The following is a 16,802-nucleotide window of genomic DNA, read 5'->3' as shown; positions in this document are numbered from 1 at the left end:
GTACCCGGGGGTGCCACCGATCCGTCACGACGACCCGTGCGCCGGCCGGCTCCAGGGCCCGGTGGTCGCGCGCACCGGTCTCCCGCGGCGCACCGGCTCTCCCCCAGGGGCCGTTCACACGGGAGCGGGACGCCGCCGCGCCGGCGCCCGCGAGCGGCGGGGCGGGCCACGCGGTGGGCCCGGGGCCCGCCCCGGTCCTTCGCCCGCGCGCGAGCGGGCAGCCCCCGCGACCGGCCGAGCGCCGCTCCCCCCGGCCATGGTCGAACACCCCCGGCACACCGGCCGGCCAGGCCCCCGGGCCGGCCGTCGACGCGCCACGGACCGCGAACGGTGCGCCACCCCACCCGGCGGACGGGTTCGGCTCAGGCCGCGCCGACCGGTTCCGGGGCCGGAAGCACGACCGACTTCCCGCGACACACACCACGGCGCACCGCACCGTCGAACACCTCGTCCCGCCAGTTCAGGGGCCGTCCGGGCGCCTCGGGAAGCGGCAGCGGGAGAAGCCTGAGACATCCGCCCGGGCCGCGGCCGGAAAAAGAACCCGACAAGACCCCGGTTGAGACAGGCGCAGACGCGCCCGAACTGCGGAAATCAATGAAAACGCTAGGAGACAAAGCGTCTCACGATCAATTCGACCAACCTCCTTGACCTGCCCGGAAAGCTTCCTTTAGATTCCTTGAGTCGGGAATGAATATTTCCCGAAGCCCTGCTCAAAAGAAAGGATGAAAACATGCAGAAAACCGTTTTCGCCACGACCCCGAGCGGCAACTTCAACCTCAAGAACGAGGTCGTCGAGCTCATTCCGACCGGTGCGGCCTCCCGCCACGCCGCGCTCGACCTCGCGAGCCTGGAGGCCATCCGCACCTCCCAGGCGACCGTGCCGGCCTCGAAGTACGGCCTCGAGGCCATCTGCGGCGCCAGCTGCGAGACCGGCGCCCAGTAGGTAACGCCTTCAGCGGGCGGCTCCGGAGAGCACGAGCCCGGGTCGCCCGCCCCCGGTTGTCGGAAGTACGTCCACGGAGGGATCACATTGCAGACCACGCGAGAGAATGACGTGCCCCGGGTCTACGTCGTCAACGCCCACGGGCGGCAGGCGCTGTCGGGGGATCGGGACGACCGGCTCATCGACGTCCTGAACAAGAACAATGTCCCGTGGTCCGCGATCTCCGTCTACGTGCAGCGCGCATCCGGCGGCGACCTCGAACTCACGTCGTCCCTGGACAGGAAGCTCGGCGACTTCGACGATGCCTCCGAGATCCTGCTCTACTTCAATCGCAATGTGAACCCGTTCATCTTCTCGCTGAACGACTTCGTCTCGATCAACAGCAGCCCCGAGGACGCGGGAAGCACGGAGTACTTCTACCAGCGCCTGGACAACGAGAACGGAAGAACCGAGTCCTTCCTCAAGAAGCTGAGCTCCCAGGAGTGCAAGACGGTCATCGCCGAGCGGGTGTCGGACACGATCCTCGCCCATGTCGAACCGGGCAGCGACCTGGTGGTGGGGGTCAGCGGTGGCGGTGACAGCAACGCCCTGCTCTACGGGCTCAGCCAGCTCTCCGGACACGGACTCCGCGTGCACCCCGTCATCCTCAAGGGGATTCCCGACTGGGACGCGGGGGTCCCCCGCGCGATGGAGCTCTGCGAGAAATACGGACTGCCCTTGAAGGTCGTGGAGGCTGATGAAGTCAAATCCGTCCTCGGTATCGAGAGCGGTTCCACGGACCTCATCGACCAGTTCGAGCGCGAGTTCGAGGGCGACGACTTCGAGTTCATGGGCACCCTTCTGATCCGCCTCGCCCTGTCCAAGGTCGCCAGAGAAATCGGCACCCCTTATATCTGCACCGGGGTGAACCTCGAGGACATCGTGTGCGAGAACCTCTTCCGGGTGTCCTCCGGCATGAAGCCGGCTGGTTTTCCCCTCCGCGCCATCGGCGACATCAAGCTCGTCTACCCCCTCTGGCTGTGCCCCAAGCGCATCATCGACGGTTGCTTCCCCAAGTTCTCCCTGGAGAACTACGACGCTCGTTACCCGTGTTTCTCGCTGGGCCGCAACCTCTACTACAGCGTTGTCTACAGCATGCAATCCCAGTTCCCGGGCTTCATCGAGCAGTTCGCGAGGGGCATGTCCAAGGCCAGTCTGGCCGATCCGGTCGAGTACACCTTCAACGAGCAGCTGGGCTTCCATGTCGAGCGCAGCGTGCCGTTCCCGCTCCTCCGCAAGTTCCAGAAGATGCTCGCCTCCTCCGCCTCCTGAGCGGACCGGCCCACGACCGGAGCGGGACACGAGGCGTCGGGGGTACCCGGGCTCCGAGGAAGGTTGACATGAGGGCACGGCACATAGCGATCGTGGGAGCCGGACCCACGTGCCTGTACGCACTGGCACACCTCGCGGCGATCCTGCCCGGGACCCGTCTCCCCGAGGGCCTGCGGATATCGGTGTTCGAGCGCAGTGGGAGCTTCGGCGCGGGAGAGGTGCACGACGACCGCCAGGCCCGTACCAGTTACATGAACCGGGTCGCGGCCCAGATCGCCTTCGCCCCCGCGCCCTGTGACGAGCTGTCCGCCTGTCTCCCGGAGGAGCTGCGCCCGACACTGCACGAGTGGAGCGCACGCAGGTTCGTCCGGACCGGCGACCCCGACTTCGACCTCCTTCCCACCGACGTCCCGAAGCGGTACGTGCACGGCCTGGCCCTGCGCGACATGTTCGCCCGCTACACGGAGATCATCCGCTCGGTGCCCGGCGCCGTGGTCGACCTCCACCCCGCGGAGATCGAGGACGTCCGGGAGGAGGGCCGGGGGCTCGTCCTCACCACGGGTGGTTCCGACCCCCGTTCGTTCCGGGCGGACCACGTCCTGTTCGCCACGGGGCACGCCTGGAACGATCCGCGCCTGTGCCCGCTGATGAGCCGTGCCTCGGCGCTGGCCGACCGACACGGAGCACGCTACGTACCGGTCCCCTACCCCCTGGCCCACCAGGTCACCGAGGAGGCGGTCCCTCCCGGAAGCGTCGTGGCGCTTCGCGGATCGGGTCTGACCGCGTTGGACGTGGTCCTCCACCTCACCGAGGGCCGGGGCGGCGTCTTCGCCCCGGATCCCGGCGCGGCCGGGCACGGTCTGCGCTATCTCCCCGCAGGTCGCGAACCCCGGCTCATCGTCGGCACCAGCCCATCGGGGGTCCCCGTCTCGGGGCGCCCGCTCAACGAGAAGGTCGGCGTGCCCTCCGCCGAACACTCGGGGATCTTCCTCACCACCGGCGCCGTGGACCGCATGCGCGCCGCCCGCGGGGGCCGTGCGCTCGACTTCCGCCTCGACGTGCTCCCGCTCGTCGTCCTGGAGATGGCCTACGTCTTCCACCGCACCGTCCACGGAAGCCTGGCCGCCCCGCAGTTCGAGGCGATGGCCAAGAGCGTCTACGAGGACCATCTGGAAGGCCGCGGACCCCGTGGGGAGCAGGGGACCGAACGCCTTCTCGCCCCGGTGGCGGACCTGCTCCACAAGCCGCACCCCCGCGGTACGGCCACCCCCCGGTTCGACTGGCGCGCCCTGCTGGACCCGCTGCCCAGGGACAGTGCCTCTCCCGACGACGACTGGCACGCACGCGTCGCGGACTTCCTCCGCCGCGACCTCTCCCGTTCCCTCCGGGGCAACCTGCGGGATCCTGTCAAGGCCGCCTGTGACGGGGTGTGGCGGGACCTGAGGTCGGTCCTCTCGTACGTGGCGGACGGCGACGGGTTGGGGGCGGACTCCAGGAGCGAGTTCGACCGCGTCCACATGCGCCACTACCACCGCTGGTCCAACGGCGCGGGGATCGAACCCATGCGCAAGCTGCTGGCCCTCGTGGAGCATGGGCTCCTCGACTTCTCCATCGGTCCGGACCCGGTTCTGGAGCCGGCTCCCGGCGGGGAGGGGCTCCGTGTACGCGGCGGCATGACGGGACGCACGCGGAACGTCACCTCCGTGGTCGAGGCGAGGGTCCACCGTTTCGATCCACGGCGCGACCGCTCCCCGCTCTACCGGAATCTGCTCCGTCACGGCCTGGTCCGCCAGTGGGTCCTACCGGGTGACCGTCCGGGCCGGGACTACCGTCCCGGTGGACTGGACCTCGACGGGGCCTTCCATCCGTTCCGGCCCGACGGAGGCCGTGACGGCCGGCTCACCTTCCTCGGCACCCCCGCCGAGGGCCAGCGCACCTTCCAGGAGTCCGCGGCCCGGCCGGGCACGGCCAACGAGATCCTGCTCAGATCCGCCCGCTGGGCCGAGGAGGTGGTCCAGAAGTGCCTCACGGCACGGATGACCGCGGCCCCCTCCCTCCGATGAGGGCCGACGCGTCCCCGCCCGCCCCGCGCCCTTCCCTGAGCGCGGTGTCGTTCCGGGCCGAGGTCCGAGGACTCATGGAGTGGGGCGCGGCACAGGGGCCGCCGCGCTCCGTCGTCGTGTTCGGGATCGACGGCCTGGCCCACCGTGTGGCCGCCGACCACTGGAACCTGGCACGGAACGACGTCATGGAGTCGGTCTTCCCCACCACGTCCTCCGCCGGCTGGCTCAGCGCCCTGACCGGACGGGAGGTGGACGACCACGGTGTCCCGGGCTTCCTCTTCCGCCGCCCCGGCTCCGGGACGGGCCTCACGACGTTCCTCGAACACGACGGACCGGACCTGACCCCCGCGAGCGACACGGTCTTCACGGACGCCCGCTCCCTGGGCTACCTCCCGAAGGCCGTCCTCGGTGACCTCTCCGCCTATCCGGGTCCCTGGCGGGACGCGCTGACACGCGACGCGGAGCCGTGCCCGGGACACCGGATCTACACGGCGGGCGGCCCCTCCTACCAGGCCCCGCCCCCGGAACGGGTGGGAGCCCTCCTCCGGGAGTCGGTGCTGACGGCGCTGGAACCCTCACGCCCGAGCCTGGTGTGGTGCTTCGTCGAGTTGGACCAGCACGTTCACCGCCACGGCTACGACGCGCACGTGTCGCAGGTCCTCGCCGGGCTGCAGGACCTCGCCGTGGAACTGGTCGAACGCGGGGCCGTCGTCCTCGCCCACTCGGACCACGGGCTGGTCCCCACGCGTCACGACCCCGTCCTGGAGCGCTTCCTCACCAGGGCGCTGCACGCCCATGGGGCCTCCATGGGCGGAGCCGGCCGCGTTCGCTGGCTCTACGTGGATCCCGCGCGGAGGGATCCGCTGCTGACACACCTGGAACGCGGCCTGCCGTCCTCGATCGACGTGACCGGCTCGGACACGTATTTCGCCCCCGGCTCCCTCGCCCGCTCCCGCGTCGGCGACATCTGTCTGATCGCCGGGGGCGAACCGTTCCTGACCTCGCACGACTACACCCACGACCACGGATCCCTCCACCCGGACGAGCGGAGAACACCGCTCTCCCTCTGGCGATGACGACGGGAAGGCACCATGACAGACCGAGACCACATGTGCTTGGGTGCGTTCTTCTACCCCACCGGCTACCACGTCGGGGCGTGGCGCCACCCGGAGGTCCCCTCGGACGCCGGGGTGAACATCCGGCACTACGTCGAGCTCGCGCGGACGGCCGAACGCGGGCTCTTCGACTTCCTCTTCCTTCCCGACAGCGCGGCGATGCGGGGCAAGGACCGGACCGCGCTCAGCCGGACCGCCATCAGGTACGTCGCCCAGTTCGAGCCCCTCACGCTCCTGGGCGCGCTGGCCGCGGTCACCGAGAACATCGGTCTGACCGCCACGGTCTCCTCCTCCTACAACGAGCCGTACCACGTGGCGCGCAAGATCGCCTCGCTCGACCACATCAGCTCGGGCCGTGCCGGATGGAACCTCGTCACCTCGCAGAACCCGGAGGAGGCCCTGAACTTCGGTCGGGAGTCCCAACCCGACCACGGCGCGCGCTACGAACGCGCCCGCGAGTTCGCCGAGGTGGTCACCGGTCTCTGGCAGACCTGGGAGGAGGACGGGCTGGTCCTGGACAAGGAACGGGGACAGTTCTTCGACCCCGCCAAGCTGCACACCCTCGATCACCGGGGTGATCACTTCGCGGTGCGGGGGCCCCTCAACATCCCGCGTCCGCCGCAGGGCCTCCCCGTGACCATCCAGTCCGGCAGTTCGGAGGCCGGCCGTGACCTCGCCGCCCGCCATGCCGATGTCGTCTTCACCGCGCAGTTCGACTTCGAGGGGGCGCAGGCCTTCCGCGCCGACATCCGGGACCGGGCCGAGCACCACGGGCGCGACCCCGACTCCGTCAGGGTCCTGGTCGGTGTCATGCCCTTCGTGGGGAGCGACGCGGCCGCGGCCCGGGCCAAGTCGGACCGGCTCCAGGAGCTCATCCACCCCGACGTCGCCCTCTCCCTGTTGGGCAGCGAGCTCGGCGGCGTGGACCTGGCCGGCTGCGACCCGAACGGCCCCTTGCCCGAGCTGCCCCCGTCCAATGCGGGCAGGAGCCGCCAGGCCCTCCTCGTGGAGATGGCGGAGTCGGAGGGCCTGAGCGTTCTGGAGCTCGCGCGCAGAGTCGCCGGATCACGCGGCCACTGGCAACCGGTCGGCAGCGCGGAGGAGTGCGCGGAGGAGCTGGAGCGGTGGTTCCGGGAAGGCGCCGCGGACGGTTTCATCGTCATCCCGGCCCAGTTGCCGGGCAGTCTGCGAGACTTCGTGGACACAGTGGTCCCGTCCCTCCAGCGGCGCGGGGTCTTCCGCCGCTCCTACCGCGGACGGACCCTGCGCGAACACCTCGGCCTTCTCAGGTCCCCCGCCGGCGAGAGCGCGGTGTCCTCGTGAGCCCCTCGGACCGGGACCGGGACGCGGCCGAGCTCGACGCGATGGCCGCGAGAGCGGGCATGCCGATCCGCGACTCCCTGCGGCCGGGCGTCCTCGCCGGATATCGCGATCTGCGCAGGATGTGCGCGCTGTTGCACACGCCCCGTCCTGCGGACAACGAGCCCGCGTTCGCCTATCGAGTGGCATCGGAGAACACGGATGACCGATCCTGAGGACGCACGGGAGCTCTTCGCACTGGACATCGCCGAGTGCGGTGCCCGGTTGAGGGCCGGCACCCTCACCTCCGTGCGGCTGGTGGGAGCCGCCCTCGACCGGATCGGCTCGCTCGACCACGAGGTGTGTTCGTTCCTCCACGTCGACGGCGAGTCGGCGCTGCGCGACGCCGCCGCGGCCGACGGGGCCCTGGCCGCCGGCCGGGATCTGGGGCCGCTGCACGGCATCCCCTACGCCCTCAAGGACATCTTCGACGCGGAGGGGATGCCGACGACCTGCCAGTCGCAGCTGACGGTCGGCCGTATGCCGAAGGAGGACAGCGAGGTCCAGGCCCGGCTGCGTGCGGGAGGCGCGGTGTGCCTCGGGAAATTGAACACGCACGAGTTCGCCCTGGGCGGCCCCTCCTACGAGCTTCCCTTCCCTCCCTCACGCAACCCGTGGAACACCGAGCACTTCACCGGGGCTTCCTCCACAGGGGCGGGCGCCGCCGTGGCCGCCGGCTTCGTGCGGATGGCCGTGGGCAGTGACACCAGTGGCTCCATCCGGGGACCGGCGTACCACTGCGGCGTCGTGGGGCTGAAGCCGACCTACGGACTGGTTTCCCGCAGGGGGGCCTATCCGCTGTCGTACTCGCTCGACCACTGCGGCCCGATCGCCCGGTCCGTGGAGGACGCGGCCCTGGCGATGAACGTCCTGGCGGGGTTCGATCCGAGGGACCCCAGCAGTGTGCGGAACCCCGTGGCGGACCACACGTCCGGGCTGGATCTCGGTGTCGAGGGCCTGAAGGTCGCCTTCTCCACCGCTTGGTACGGGGAGCGCGCGGAGACCGACCCGGAGGTCGTGACCGCGGTGGAGCGAGCGCTCCGGGTGTTGGCGTCGCGTGGTGCCGAGGTCACCGAGGTCGAACTGCCCGACTACGATCTGCTCAATGCCTGCGGCAGGGTGATCATGACCGCCGAAGCCTTCGCGATCCACGAGGACGACCTTCGGGAGCGGGGCGGTGCCTACGGCCGCTACACCTACCAGCGCATCATGCCCGGGGTCGGGCTGACGGCGGCCGACCTGCTCCAGGCCTACCGCCTCCGCGCGGAGCTCGCGCACGACCTGCACCGCAAGGTCTTCGCGCACCACGACGTCCTGGTCACGGCGGGCGGTCTGACCACCGCGCCCGCGCTCGGGGACTTCCCCGAGGACTGGCCTCCCCCGGCCCCGCTCACGGCCATGCAGACCATCCCCTTCAACGTCACCGGTCACCCGGCCGTCTCGGTGCCGTTGGGGCCGGCCGCGAACGGCCTGCCCCTGGGGGTACAGCTCGCCGGACGGCACTTCGGGGAGCCCGTGCTGCTCGGAGCCGCCCGGGAGCTGGAGCGGTGCCTTCCCGACATGGGATGGCCGCCGGGGTTCGCACCGGGAGCCGGCGCTACGGCGACTGTGCCTCCAGCAGGGAGCGGAAGCGGTCCCGGCGTTCCCGGGACAGGGGGACGCTGAGGCGCAGGAGGTGACCGAACCCGCCCTCTCCCGCCGACCAGAACGGATGGATCTTCCCCTGGACACCGCGGCGCCGCAGGCGGGCGAACCACGTCCTCGCGTCCTCGCGGACGAGGACGTAGGGCAGATGGCCGTTCGCGGGTTCGGCCCCGTCCACGCCGAAGCGTCCCAGGAGCCCGACCGTCCGGTCCCGGGAGCCGCTCACACCGGCGCGCAGGCGCCCGCCGATGTCCCCGAGGCCGAGGATCTCCCGTGCCAGCCCGAGGGACAGCGAGGACGCCTGGAGAGGAGGCACCACATGGCGCACCGTGGGCGCCAGTTCCGGGTGGCAGACACAGAAACCCAGTCTCAGGCCGCCCAGTCCGTAGGCCTTGGACAGGCCCCTCACGACGATCAGGTTCCGTGCCGCGGGCACCAGGCCCACGGCGCTGTAGTCGGGGGACTCGTAGTTCGCGTTCGATTCGTCGACGACGACGAGGGCCCCGTAGCGGGCGCCCACCTCGCACAGGGCGGCGAGCTCGCCGAGGTCGGAGAGGCGCGACGGTGTCAGCGCCGGACGCTCCAGCACGACCAGCGCGGGACGGTCCCTCTCGATCACCCGGAGCTCCCGGACCGCTTCTGGCGTGCCGTCGGGCGCCTCCGAGCCGCTCCTGTGCCCCCGGAAGCGCTCGACCCACACCGGGACGTCCGGATAGACGTCGGAGGAGAAGCGCACGGTCGCACCCGCCGCCAGAACCGTCAGGTTGTGCAGCAACGGGCCCACGCCCGAACCGCAGGAGACGGAGATACCGGCGCGGTCGACCCCGAAGTGGGCGGCGACGGCGTCCCCCAGCTCCCCCTCGCCGTAAGGATCCTTCACCATGTAGCTGCCGATATGGGGCAGCCCTTCCCTGTGTTCCCGCTCCAGGGCCCGTGAGATGAGCGCGTGGACGTCGGCGGTCAGCAAAGAGCGCTCGTCCTGGGTCCAGGCCAGGTTGAGGACGTCCGGTCCGTCCTCGAGCAGGGGCAGGGCGTCGTAGGAGTGGATCGCAAGCGGCATGGGCCGTCCTCTCGTCGTCTCCGGTGGCCGCGGGCGCCCGCCGGTCCGGCGGGCGCCCGTGGCCGAGGGGGCTAGAGGTAGCGCCCCAGCACGTCCCGTCCGGGGTAGATCGCCTGGTCGCCCAGTTCCTGCTCGATCCTGATGAGCTGGTTGTACTTCGCGGTGCGGTCGGACCGTGAGAGGGAGCCGGTCTTGATCTGGCCGCAACCGGTGGCGACCGCCAGGTCCGCGATCGTGGTGTCCTCGGTCTCGCCCGAACGGTGGGACATCACCACGGAGTAGCCGGCCTTGTGCGCGGTCTCCACCGTCGTCAGGGTCTCCGTCAGCGTCCCGATCTGGTTCACCTTGACCAGGATCGAATTGGCGTAGCCCCCGTCGATCCCGTCCTTGAGGCGCTGCACGTTGGTGCAGAACACGTCGTCACCGGTGAGTTGGCAGCGGTCGCCGAGGGTCTTCGTGACCAGCTTCCAGCCTTCGATGTCGTCCTCGGCCATCGCGTCCTCGATGGACACGATCGGGTAGGTGGACACGAGGTGCTCGAGATAGGCCACGTGCTCCTCGACGGAGCGCTTCTTGCCTTCGCCCGCGTAGTCGTAGACACCGTCGCGGAAGAACTCCGAGGTCGCCGGGTCGAGGGTCAGGGCCACGTCCCGGCCCGGCGTGTACCCGGTGTCCTCGATCGCCTGGACGACGAACTGCAGGGCCTCGTCGGCGGACGTCAGGTTCGGGGCGAATCCGCCTTCGTCACCGACGTTGGTGTTGTGCCCGGCCGCGGCGAGGGACTTGCGCAGGGTGTGGAAGACCTCCGACCCCATGCGCACGGCGTCGAAGAAGTTCTCGGCCCCCACGGGGGTGATCATGAACTCCTGGAAGTCGATCGAGTTGTCCGCGTGCGCGCCGCCGTTGATGATGTTCATCATCGGGACGGGCAGCAGGCGGGCCCCCGTACCGCCCACGTGCCGGTACAAGGGCAGCCTGTGCGCGGCGGCCGCGGCCTTGGCGACGGCGAGGGAGACGCCGAGGATCGCGTTGGCCCCGAGAACTCCCTTGTTGGGCGTGCCGTCGAGTTCGATCATGGCGGCGTCCACGCGGGCCTGGTCCTCGGCGTCGAGGCCGCGAACAGCGTCCGCGATGGTCCCCTCGACCGAGGCGACCGCCTTGCTCACGCCCTTGCCGTGGAACCGGGAGGCGTCCCCGTCACGGAGCTCCACCGCCTCGTTGGCCCCCGTCGAGGCCCCGGAGGGCACAGCCGCCCGCCCCAGGGAACCGTCCTCCAAGACGACGTCCACCTCGACGGTGGGGTTCCCGCGGCTGTCAAGAACTTCCCGGCCCGTCACCTGGGCGATAGCTGTCATGTCGCTCCTCATAGTGCAAATGAATGTAAAAACCTGGGACGCCCATCGCATCATGCACATAGCGCAACGCCCCACCCGGGCCGCATCCGTTCCGGGCGAAGCGGATGAGAATCCGCGGAGATTACTCGAACTTTTCAAACGCGGCGCCCGCCAGGCCCCGACCGGGCACAAGGGTACAGAAGGGAAACCGGACATGCCATGGGCCCCCATGGCTTTCGGGAGGGATTCCCTATCATGGACATGCCCCTACCCCTGGAAAGCCTCCATCGCCTCCCCTGAGGATTTCGACCACTCCTCGGCGCTACTGGCCGGTAGGAGATCAGGAAATCCCGCGCGTTCAGGCACCAGAACTGCACTGCCGATCAGCACGAAATCCCAGAACCCGGGTTCCCCGGGCGCGGGGGGCGGGACGATCCCGATCAGCCGCTCCCAGGACAGCCGCTCGCCTCCGCTCGCCGCGCGGCGCAGCGCTCCCGCGTCTTCCGGGGTGACCCCCGGAAGAGCCGCGATACGCGACAGCGACTCGGCGAGGACGAAGCCGTGCGCCTCCACCGTCCGCTCCAGACGGGCGGCCTCCGCGTTCGCCTCGTCCCGGCGGTCGTCCCACGGGCGCTCCGCCAGGGAGGAGAGCAGCCGACGCCTCTGCGGCCGGTCCAGAAGGATCCCCAACTCGCGGACGACGTCGGCGGGTTCGTCCGCCACGTGCACGAAGTTGATCACCGGGTTGGGGGGCTCCAGCCGTGTGCGGAGCTGTCCGGGCAGGCGTGCTGCGGGGTTCGCCGAGCCCTTGAGGTCGGCGATGCGCACGGCGGCGGGCACCACACCGTCGTACGCCGTGTCGCGCAACAGGAGCAGCATGCTCTCGTCGGCGGTGTGCATCATGGTCATCAAGGCGAGGCGGTCCGTGGTGTAGACATGCCAATTGTACCGCCAGAGTTCCCTGATGGAATGGCGGTTCTGACGGATCGGCGCGACACCGGAAACGCGGAACCCGTTTTCCTCAAGAAAGTCGAGCGTCATCGATATACGCCTTCCGACGACACCGTCGACCTTGAAACTCAGCAATGCGGTGCGCTCGAGGAAAGCCAGAGATGAATCACCGAGGGCGTCGGAAGCGTCCGCCCAGCACTCACGAAAGTAGAGATCCTCCTCGAACAGCTCCCTCTTTCGAGGAGAACGGGTGACCCTCTCCCACTGCGATGTGTCCAGCACATGATCCGGCAAAGCGAAAACCTCCGAGCATATCGTTCTTCATGCGTCCGGGACCGCGGGGCCCCGGTTCACCTGTGGCGGTGGAGGTCCCCTTCTCCCGACGGCCCGCCCGCCCGGCGCCCCGCCCACGCTCCGGGCGGCGGGTTCTCGATGACCTTCGGCTCCCCCGGGTCGTCGTAGTCGATGAAGCTCGTGGCGACGACGGCGAGGTCCCACGGGTCCACCTTGACCTCGTGGCGCCGCAGGACGTCGGACAGCCGCCGGAAGTCGATGCGCCCGCCCTCGCGCATGATGCGCACGCTTCGCCTCAGCTGCTCGAAATCCTCAGCGGACTCCGTTCGCGCACCACACGCCTCTACGGCTTCCTCCACCCTCGCGAGAGCGTCGGCGACCACCAGCTCCACCCTTCCCCGGGGCGCTCCGCGGAGCGCCTCCTCCAGGAGTCGGCCGCCGGGCTCGTCCAGTGCGCCTCGGCGCAGCGAGCGCATGGCGCGCAGACGGTCCTCCCGGCCGAGGAGGACGCCCAACTCCCGCAGCAGGTCCGCGGGTTCGTCGGCCACGTGGAGGAAGCTGAGGACGCGGTTGGGCTGTCCCAGCCGGCTCCGCAGGGTCCCCGGGCGCTGCGCCGCGAGGGTCGCCGACCCCTTCAACCCGCTGAGCCGCACCGTCGCGGGCTCCGGGTGCCCGGGATCGCTCCTGAGCAGGAGGACCAGGGCCTCACCACACGTGAACAGGTGCTCGTTCACGGCCAGCCGGTCGAGGGTGGCGGACGTCAGCTGATAGCGCCAGAGTTCTCGCCAGACCAGGCGTTCCAGCCTCACCGGTTCGACCCCGACGACGTCGAATCCGTTTTCCTCGAGGAACGCGTGGACCGCGGAGAGTTTCTCCGCCGCGAGCCCGTCCGGCTTCATCATGAGCAGGGCCGAGTTCCGTACGACATCCGGGAACTCCTCCCCGAACACCTCCCGGGCGTCGGCGACGCTTTCACGGAAGTAGGTCTCCCGCCGATAGAGATCGGCTTTCTTCTCGATCTTCGTGAGGTCCGAGATACAGGTGATGTCGTTCAACCTTCCGCGCGCTTCCTGTGGGGTTCCCTCGAATCCGGGCGTGACGGAGAATTCCACGCACTCGAAGGATAATTCCCGAGGCTGAAGAGGCTTTCGGGCAGCCCGGTCGGAACGTGTTCCGTGATGCGGGGGGCCAGGCGGGGCACGGTCGACGGCTCCGCGTCCGCAGCGGAGCGCATGGAGGCGCGCGACCGCGCACCGGCCGCGTCCGCGAGCACCCCGGCCCAGTGGCGCGCCGAGGGGTCCATGCGTCCGACCCCTGCCGCGGACGCCAATTGTTCCCACAGACCGGCATCATGCCAGGTACTGAACCTTCGATGGACCGTCTGCCAGGAGATTCCGAAGAGTTTCGGCGACGAGCGCCAAGGGACTCCGCTGCTCAATACGAACACCACGGCGGCGAAGACCGCCTCGTCGTCGTTGCGCGGTTGGCGGCCCGCCCGCGACGGGGACGACAACCGTTCGCTGATCAGCGGTTCGGCCAAGGGCCACAGCACCATCGGCGCCAACCAGGCGAAACGGCCGCCCGGTCCGTTCCCGGCCACGGCGTCGCTCATGAGACGGCACCGCCGCCCGCGCCCGGAGGGGCGGCCGGCCTCCGGTGCCCCCGCCCGTGTCCCCCGGAGGCGCCCCCGGGGTCCGCGGAGATCCAACCCGAGCTCTCGAGCACCTGGAACAGCTCCGGAGCCCGCGGCAGGGGCCTGCGCAGCGCATAGGAGGTTTCGTCGATGATGCCGGCACGGTCGCGGGTGCCGTCCGCTCTGATCGCCAGGTTGAAGAGCACCGAGAGGGTGTTCTTGTCCCGGGCGACCAGTTCCCGTACGGCCTGTCGGCGGGACGGGGGCAGGGCCGCGATCATGGCCCGGAGGTTGAGGGGCCCCTCCCAGGAGCGGTGCCAGGCCTCGCCTGCGGCGTCCGGTTCCTCCCGCGTCGGCGCCCGGCCCCCGGCCAGGGCCCGCACGGCTGCGTTGTGACGGTCCACGTACCGTGACAGGGCTCGTCCCCATGCGGCGCCGTACCGCCGCGCCGTCCTCCGCGCGTCGACCAGCTCGCGCTCGCACCAGTCCTCGACGATCCCGACGAGGGAGGGGCGTTCTGCCCGCTCCCGTGCCAGCAGGTCGCACAGGGCCGTGGCCGCCCCGGTCGAGCGGAGCATCTCCACGGGTGAGACCTTGTCGACGTCGTCCCCGGCAGAGTGGTTGAACCGGTCCTCCGGATGACAGAACTGGACAGCCGGTCGGGCGACCGAGGGATCGGCGAAGAGCGCGTGGTCGGAGAAACCGAGGAAGGGGCTCGGGCGCCACACCCCTGGATGGGACGAGGTCGCCCGGAACACCTCCGAGACCACGTGCTCGGTGAGCGGTGTCAGCAGGGACGGGTACAGGTCGGGCGGACGCTCCACGACAAAGGGCGACCGGCAGAGTTCCTGGTCCTCGCCCACCATGTCCAGGTTGATCACGTATTCGGGCAGCCGCACCCCGCTCGCCTCGTTCAGGCACACGTCCAGCATCGCCGCCGTGCCCACGAACTCGGGCGCCCAGACGAACCGGATCGTGGACCGCGGCCCCGGCGAAGGATCGGCACGCCTCCTCCTCGCGAGGGCGGAGGCGACCCCCAGCGAGGCCGCGACCCCCGAGGCGTTGTCGTTGGCCCCCGGACGGGGGTGGCACAGATGCGCGGTGACCCATACCTCCTCGGCGGTGGTACCGGGGAGGCAGGCCGTCACCACGGGCATGGGGGCGGTACGGCCGACCTCGATCGCGACCGCGGCCTCGGCGCCGCGGGGCACGGCTTCGGCGACCTTCCGATAGGCGTCGGGCGTGAGGCTGAAGGCGAAGAGCCCGCTGTCGGGGGGGAGCTCGATCCTGCCCCTGTGCTCCCTCCCCTCCTCGCCCTTGCTCGGCGCGTCGGTCACGAGTCCTCGGGCCCCGGCCCCGGTCAGAGCCGCGAGGACGGCGCCTCCGTGGAAGTCCGAGGCGTCGACGACGGCGAGCGCACCCGGGGGAAAGCCCTCGGCGCCGCGAGGAGGGAACCGGGCCAGCCGCATCGTCCCGTTCCCGGGCCCGACGGACGCGGAATGGGTGCCGACCGCGAACGGGTGCTCGCCGTGGTCGACGCTCAGGATCCTCGCGCCCTCCGAGGTGACGTCCATCCGCGCGGACAGGGGGGTCCAGGACGCCGGCGCGTCGAACGACCACCACTGGGGCCTGCCGTCCGCGGTGCGGGTACGGACCCCGACATCGGACAGCCCCGCCTGTTCCGCGCATTCCGCCACCAGGTGGGCCGCCGCCATGATGCCGTCGGACGCCTGGTAGCGGTCATGGCGCACGATGAGCTTCAGCTGGGACATGACGTCGTCGAGGGGCACGGCGTCGAGCGCGGAGCGCACCCCGAGGTCACCGGTCGTGCTCAATGAACAGGCCTTCCTTGCGCAGTACCGCTCCCTCGGTGACGGTGACCCGGCGGACCCGGTCCAAGGCGGGCACCTCGTACATCGCCGAGAGGAGAAGGCGGTCCAGGACCGAGCGGAGCCCCCGTGCCCCCGTGCCCCGGCCGATCGCCTCGGCCGCGATCGCGCGAAGCGCGTCCTCCTCGAACCGCAGCTCCACGCCGTCCAGCTCGAACAGAAGCTTGTACTGCTTGACCAGGGCGTTCTTCGGCTCGGTGAGGACCCGCAACAGGTCGGACTCCTGGAGCCGGTGCACCGAGGTGATCATGGGGAGCCGGCTGATGAACTCGGGGATCATGCCGAACTCGATCAGGTCGTCGGGCAGCACCTCCGTGAGGGCGCCGTCCTCCTCCGCATCTCCCTCATCTCCCTCGGGGCCGCGGTGGAAGCCGATGGAGTTGCTCCGCTTCCTGGTCCGGACGACCTCGTCCAGCCCCACGAAGGCGCCGCCGACGATGAAGAGGATGTTCGTCGTGTCTATGCGCAGTGCCTGGTGGGAGGAGCGGCCCCGGCCCGTGGGCGCGGTGCCGTTCGCCGTCTGGGGGCTGATCGTGAAGACGGAGCCCTCCAGAGCCTTGAGGAGAGCCTGTTGGACGCCTTCTCCCGAGACGTCACGACCGGCGCCGGAGGACCGGCAGGCGATCTTGTCGATCTCATCGATGTAGACGATGCCGCGCGCAGCGCGTTCGAGGTCGTTGTCCGCCGCCTGGATCAGGTTCAGGAGGATGCTGTCGACGCTCTCCCCCATGTAGCCGGCCTCGGTCAACCCCGTGGCGTCGGCGATCACCAGGGGGACGTCGATGATGCGGGCCAGGGTCTGCGCGAGGAGTGTCTTCCCGGAGCCTGTGGGACCGAGCATCAGGATGTTCGACTTGGACAGTTCCACACCGTTCCGCGCCGGCCGGGCCGAGAGCGCCTCGATGCGTTTGTGGTGGTTGTAGAGGGCGACCGCGAGCGACTTCTTCGCCCATTCCTGGCCGACGATGTACTGCTCCATGAAAGCGCTGATCTCGTGCGGCCTGGGGAACCCGGATCCCGGGGAGCCGCCGGCGCGCTCCGCACGCCCTTCGGCGACCACCTCCACACACAGATCCACGCAGCCATCACATATCCGCACCCCCGGGCCGGAGACGATCTTGTCCGCCTCCTCCTGGGACTTACCGCAGAACGAGCACCCGGAGCCCGTTTCCGCCTTGACACCACCGCTCGGAAATTCGTTCACCC

General features: G+C 70.0%; 14 protein-coding genes. 7 read left to right on the top strand and 7 right to left on the bottom strand.

The window, feature by feature from the left end; all coding sequences use genetic code 11:
- The first annotated feature begins 730 nt into the window (after window positions 1-730).
- The 7 genes from ACIRPH_RS19720 (at window position 731) to ACIRPH_RS19690 (ending at window position 8,456) form a co-directional block, all read left to right on the top strand.
- A complete protein-coding gene (locus ACIRPH_RS19720; RefSeq protein WP_402916340.1) occupies window positions 731-943 on the top strand; it encodes a hypothetical protein in 213 nt (70 codons plus the stop codon).
- Between the two features lie 87 nt (window positions 944-1,030).
- Window positions 1,031-2,254: a hypothetical protein gene (locus tag ACIRPH_RS19715; protein ID WP_402916338.1), complete on the top strand. Its 1,224-nt coding sequence runs from the start codon at window positions 1,031-1,033 to the stop codon at window positions 2,252-2,254.
- 68 nt (window positions 2,255-2,322) lie between these two features.
- The gene (locus ACIRPH_RS19710; protein ID WP_402916336.1) at window positions 2,323-4,317 is read left to right on the top strand and encodes an FAD/NAD(P)-binding protein; all 1,995 of its coding nucleotides are present in this window, start codon (window positions 2,323-2,325) and stop codon (window positions 4,315-4,317) included.
- 44 nt (window positions 4,318-4,361) lie between these two features.
- The gene (locus tag ACIRPH_RS19705; RefSeq protein WP_402916334.1) at window positions 4,362-5,393 is read left to right on the top strand and encodes an alkaline phosphatase family protein; all 1,032 of its coding nucleotides are present in this window, start codon (window positions 4,362-4,364) and stop codon (window positions 5,391-5,393) included.
- A 15-nt stretch (window positions 5,394-5,408) separates the two neighbouring features.
- Window positions 5,409-6,755, top strand: coding sequence for an LLM class flavin-dependent oxidoreductase (locus ACIRPH_RS19700; protein WP_402916332.1), 1,347 nt, complete (start codon window positions 5,409-5,411; stop codon window positions 6,753-6,755).
- On the top strand, window positions 6,752-6,967 hold the full coding sequence (locus tag ACIRPH_RS19695) for a hypothetical protein (protein WP_402916330.1): 216 nt from the start codon (window positions 6,752-6,754) through the stop codon (window positions 6,965-6,967). The genes ACIRPH_RS19700 and ACIRPH_RS19695 overlap by 4 nt, the downstream gene beginning before the upstream one ends.
- A complete protein-coding gene (locus ACIRPH_RS19690) occupies window positions 6,954-8,456 on the top strand; it encodes an amidase (protein ID WP_402916328.1) in 1,503 nt (500 codons plus the stop codon). Before ACIRPH_RS19695 ends, ACIRPH_RS19690 begins: the two co-directional genes overlap by 14 nt.
- On the opposite strand, the gene ACIRPH_RS19685 is transcribed toward ACIRPH_RS19690, so the two are convergent.
- The 7 genes from ACIRPH_RS19685 to clpX all read right to left on the bottom strand — a co-directional run bounded on the left by ACIRPH_RS19685 (window position 8,389) and on the right by clpX (window position 16,800).
- Window positions 8,389-9,495 (bottom strand): aminotransferase class I/II-fold pyridoxal phosphate-dependent enzyme, encoded by a 1,107-nt coding sequence (locus tag ACIRPH_RS19685; RefSeq protein WP_402916326.1) that lies wholly within the window; start codon window positions 9,493-9,495, stop codon window positions 8,389-8,391. The two genes, ACIRPH_RS19690 and ACIRPH_RS19685, sit on opposite strands and share 68 nt — an antisense overlap.
- Window positions 9,496-9,566: 71 nt before the next feature.
- A complete protein-coding gene (eno, locus tag ACIRPH_RS19680; RefSeq protein WP_402916324.1) occupies window positions 9,567-10,850 on the bottom strand; it encodes a phosphopyruvate hydratase in 1,284 nt (427 codons plus the stop codon).
- Window positions 10,851-11,096: 246 nt separating this feature from the next.
- The gene (locus ACIRPH_RS19675) at window positions 11,097-11,738 is read right to left on the bottom strand and encodes a hypothetical protein (protein WP_402916322.1); all 642 of its coding nucleotides are present in this window, start codon (window positions 11,736-11,738) and stop codon (window positions 11,097-11,099) included.
- A gap of 392 nt (window positions 11,739-12,130) precedes the next feature.
- Window positions 12,131-13,129 (bottom strand): nucleoside-diphosphate kinase, encoded by a 999-nt coding sequence (locus ACIRPH_RS19670; RefSeq protein WP_402916320.1) that lies wholly within the window; start codon window positions 13,127-13,129, stop codon window positions 12,131-12,133.
- Complete coding sequence (locus ACIRPH_RS19665; protein WP_402916318.1) at window positions 13,126-13,686, bottom strand: transposase; 561 nt, start codon at window positions 13,684-13,686, stop codon at window positions 13,126-13,128. The genes ACIRPH_RS19670 and ACIRPH_RS19665 overlap by 4 nt, the downstream gene beginning before the upstream one ends.
- Window positions 13,683-15,542 carry a DUF4910 domain-containing protein gene (locus ACIRPH_RS19660; RefSeq protein ID WP_402916316.1) on the bottom strand — a complete coding sequence of 620 codons (1,860 nt, stop codon included), beginning with the start codon at window positions 15,540-15,542 and terminating at the stop codon, window positions 13,683-13,685. Before ACIRPH_RS19660 ends, ACIRPH_RS19665 begins: the two co-directional genes overlap by 4 nt.
- Window positions 15,526-16,800, bottom strand: coding sequence for an ATP-dependent Clp protease ATP-binding subunit ClpX (gene clpX / locus ACIRPH_RS19655; protein ID WP_402916315.1), 1,275 nt, complete (start codon window positions 16,798-16,800; stop codon window positions 15,526-15,528). The genes ACIRPH_RS19660 and clpX overlap by 17 nt, the downstream gene beginning before the upstream one ends.
- Between the last annotated feature and the right edge of the window lie 2 nt (window positions 16,801-16,802).

Origin of the sequence: Nocardiopsis sp. NPDC101807 (assembly GCF_044766605.1) — a bacterium.
GTDB lineage: Bacteria > Actinomycetota > Actinomycetes > Streptosporangiales > Streptosporangiaceae > Nocardiopsis > Nocardiopsis tropica.
The sequence above is the reverse complement of the archived record's forward strand: the minus strand, read 5'-3'. Positions and strand labels throughout refer to the sequence as shown.

Excerpts from the sequence above, each read along its gene's own strand:
- ACIRPH_RS19720 (WP_402916340.1), top strand. The coding sequence starts at position 731 with ATGCAGAAAACCGTTTTCGCCACGACCCCGAGCGGCAACTTCAACCTC.
- ACIRPH_RS19710 (WP_402916336.1), top strand. The coding sequence starts at position 2,323 with ATGAGGGCACGGCACATAGCGATCGTGGGAGCCGGACCCACGTGCCTG.
- ACIRPH_RS19700 (WP_402916332.1), top strand. The coding sequence starts at position 5,409 with ATGACAGACCGAGACCACATGTGCTTGGGTGCGTTCTTCTACCCCACC.
- ACIRPH_RS19690 (WP_402916328.1), top strand. The coding sequence starts at position 6,954 with ATGACCGATCCTGAGGACGCACGGGAGCTCTTCGCACTGGACATCGCC.
- ACIRPH_RS19685 (WP_402916326.1), bottom strand. The coding sequence starts at position 9,495 with ATGCCGCTTGCGATCCACTCCTACGACGCCCTGCCCCTGCTCGAGGAC.
- eno (WP_402916324.1), bottom strand. The coding sequence starts at position 10,850 with ATGACAGCTATCGCCCAGGTGACGGGCCGGGAAGTTCTTGACAGCCGC.
- ACIRPH_RS19675 (WP_402916322.1), bottom strand. The coding sequence starts at position 11,738 with ATGACCATGATGCACACCGCCGACGAGAGCATGCTGCTCCTGTTGCGC.
- ACIRPH_RS19665 (WP_402916318.1), bottom strand. The coding sequence starts at position 13,686 with ATGAGCGACGCCGTGGCCGGGAACGGACCGGGCGGCCGTTTCGCCTGG.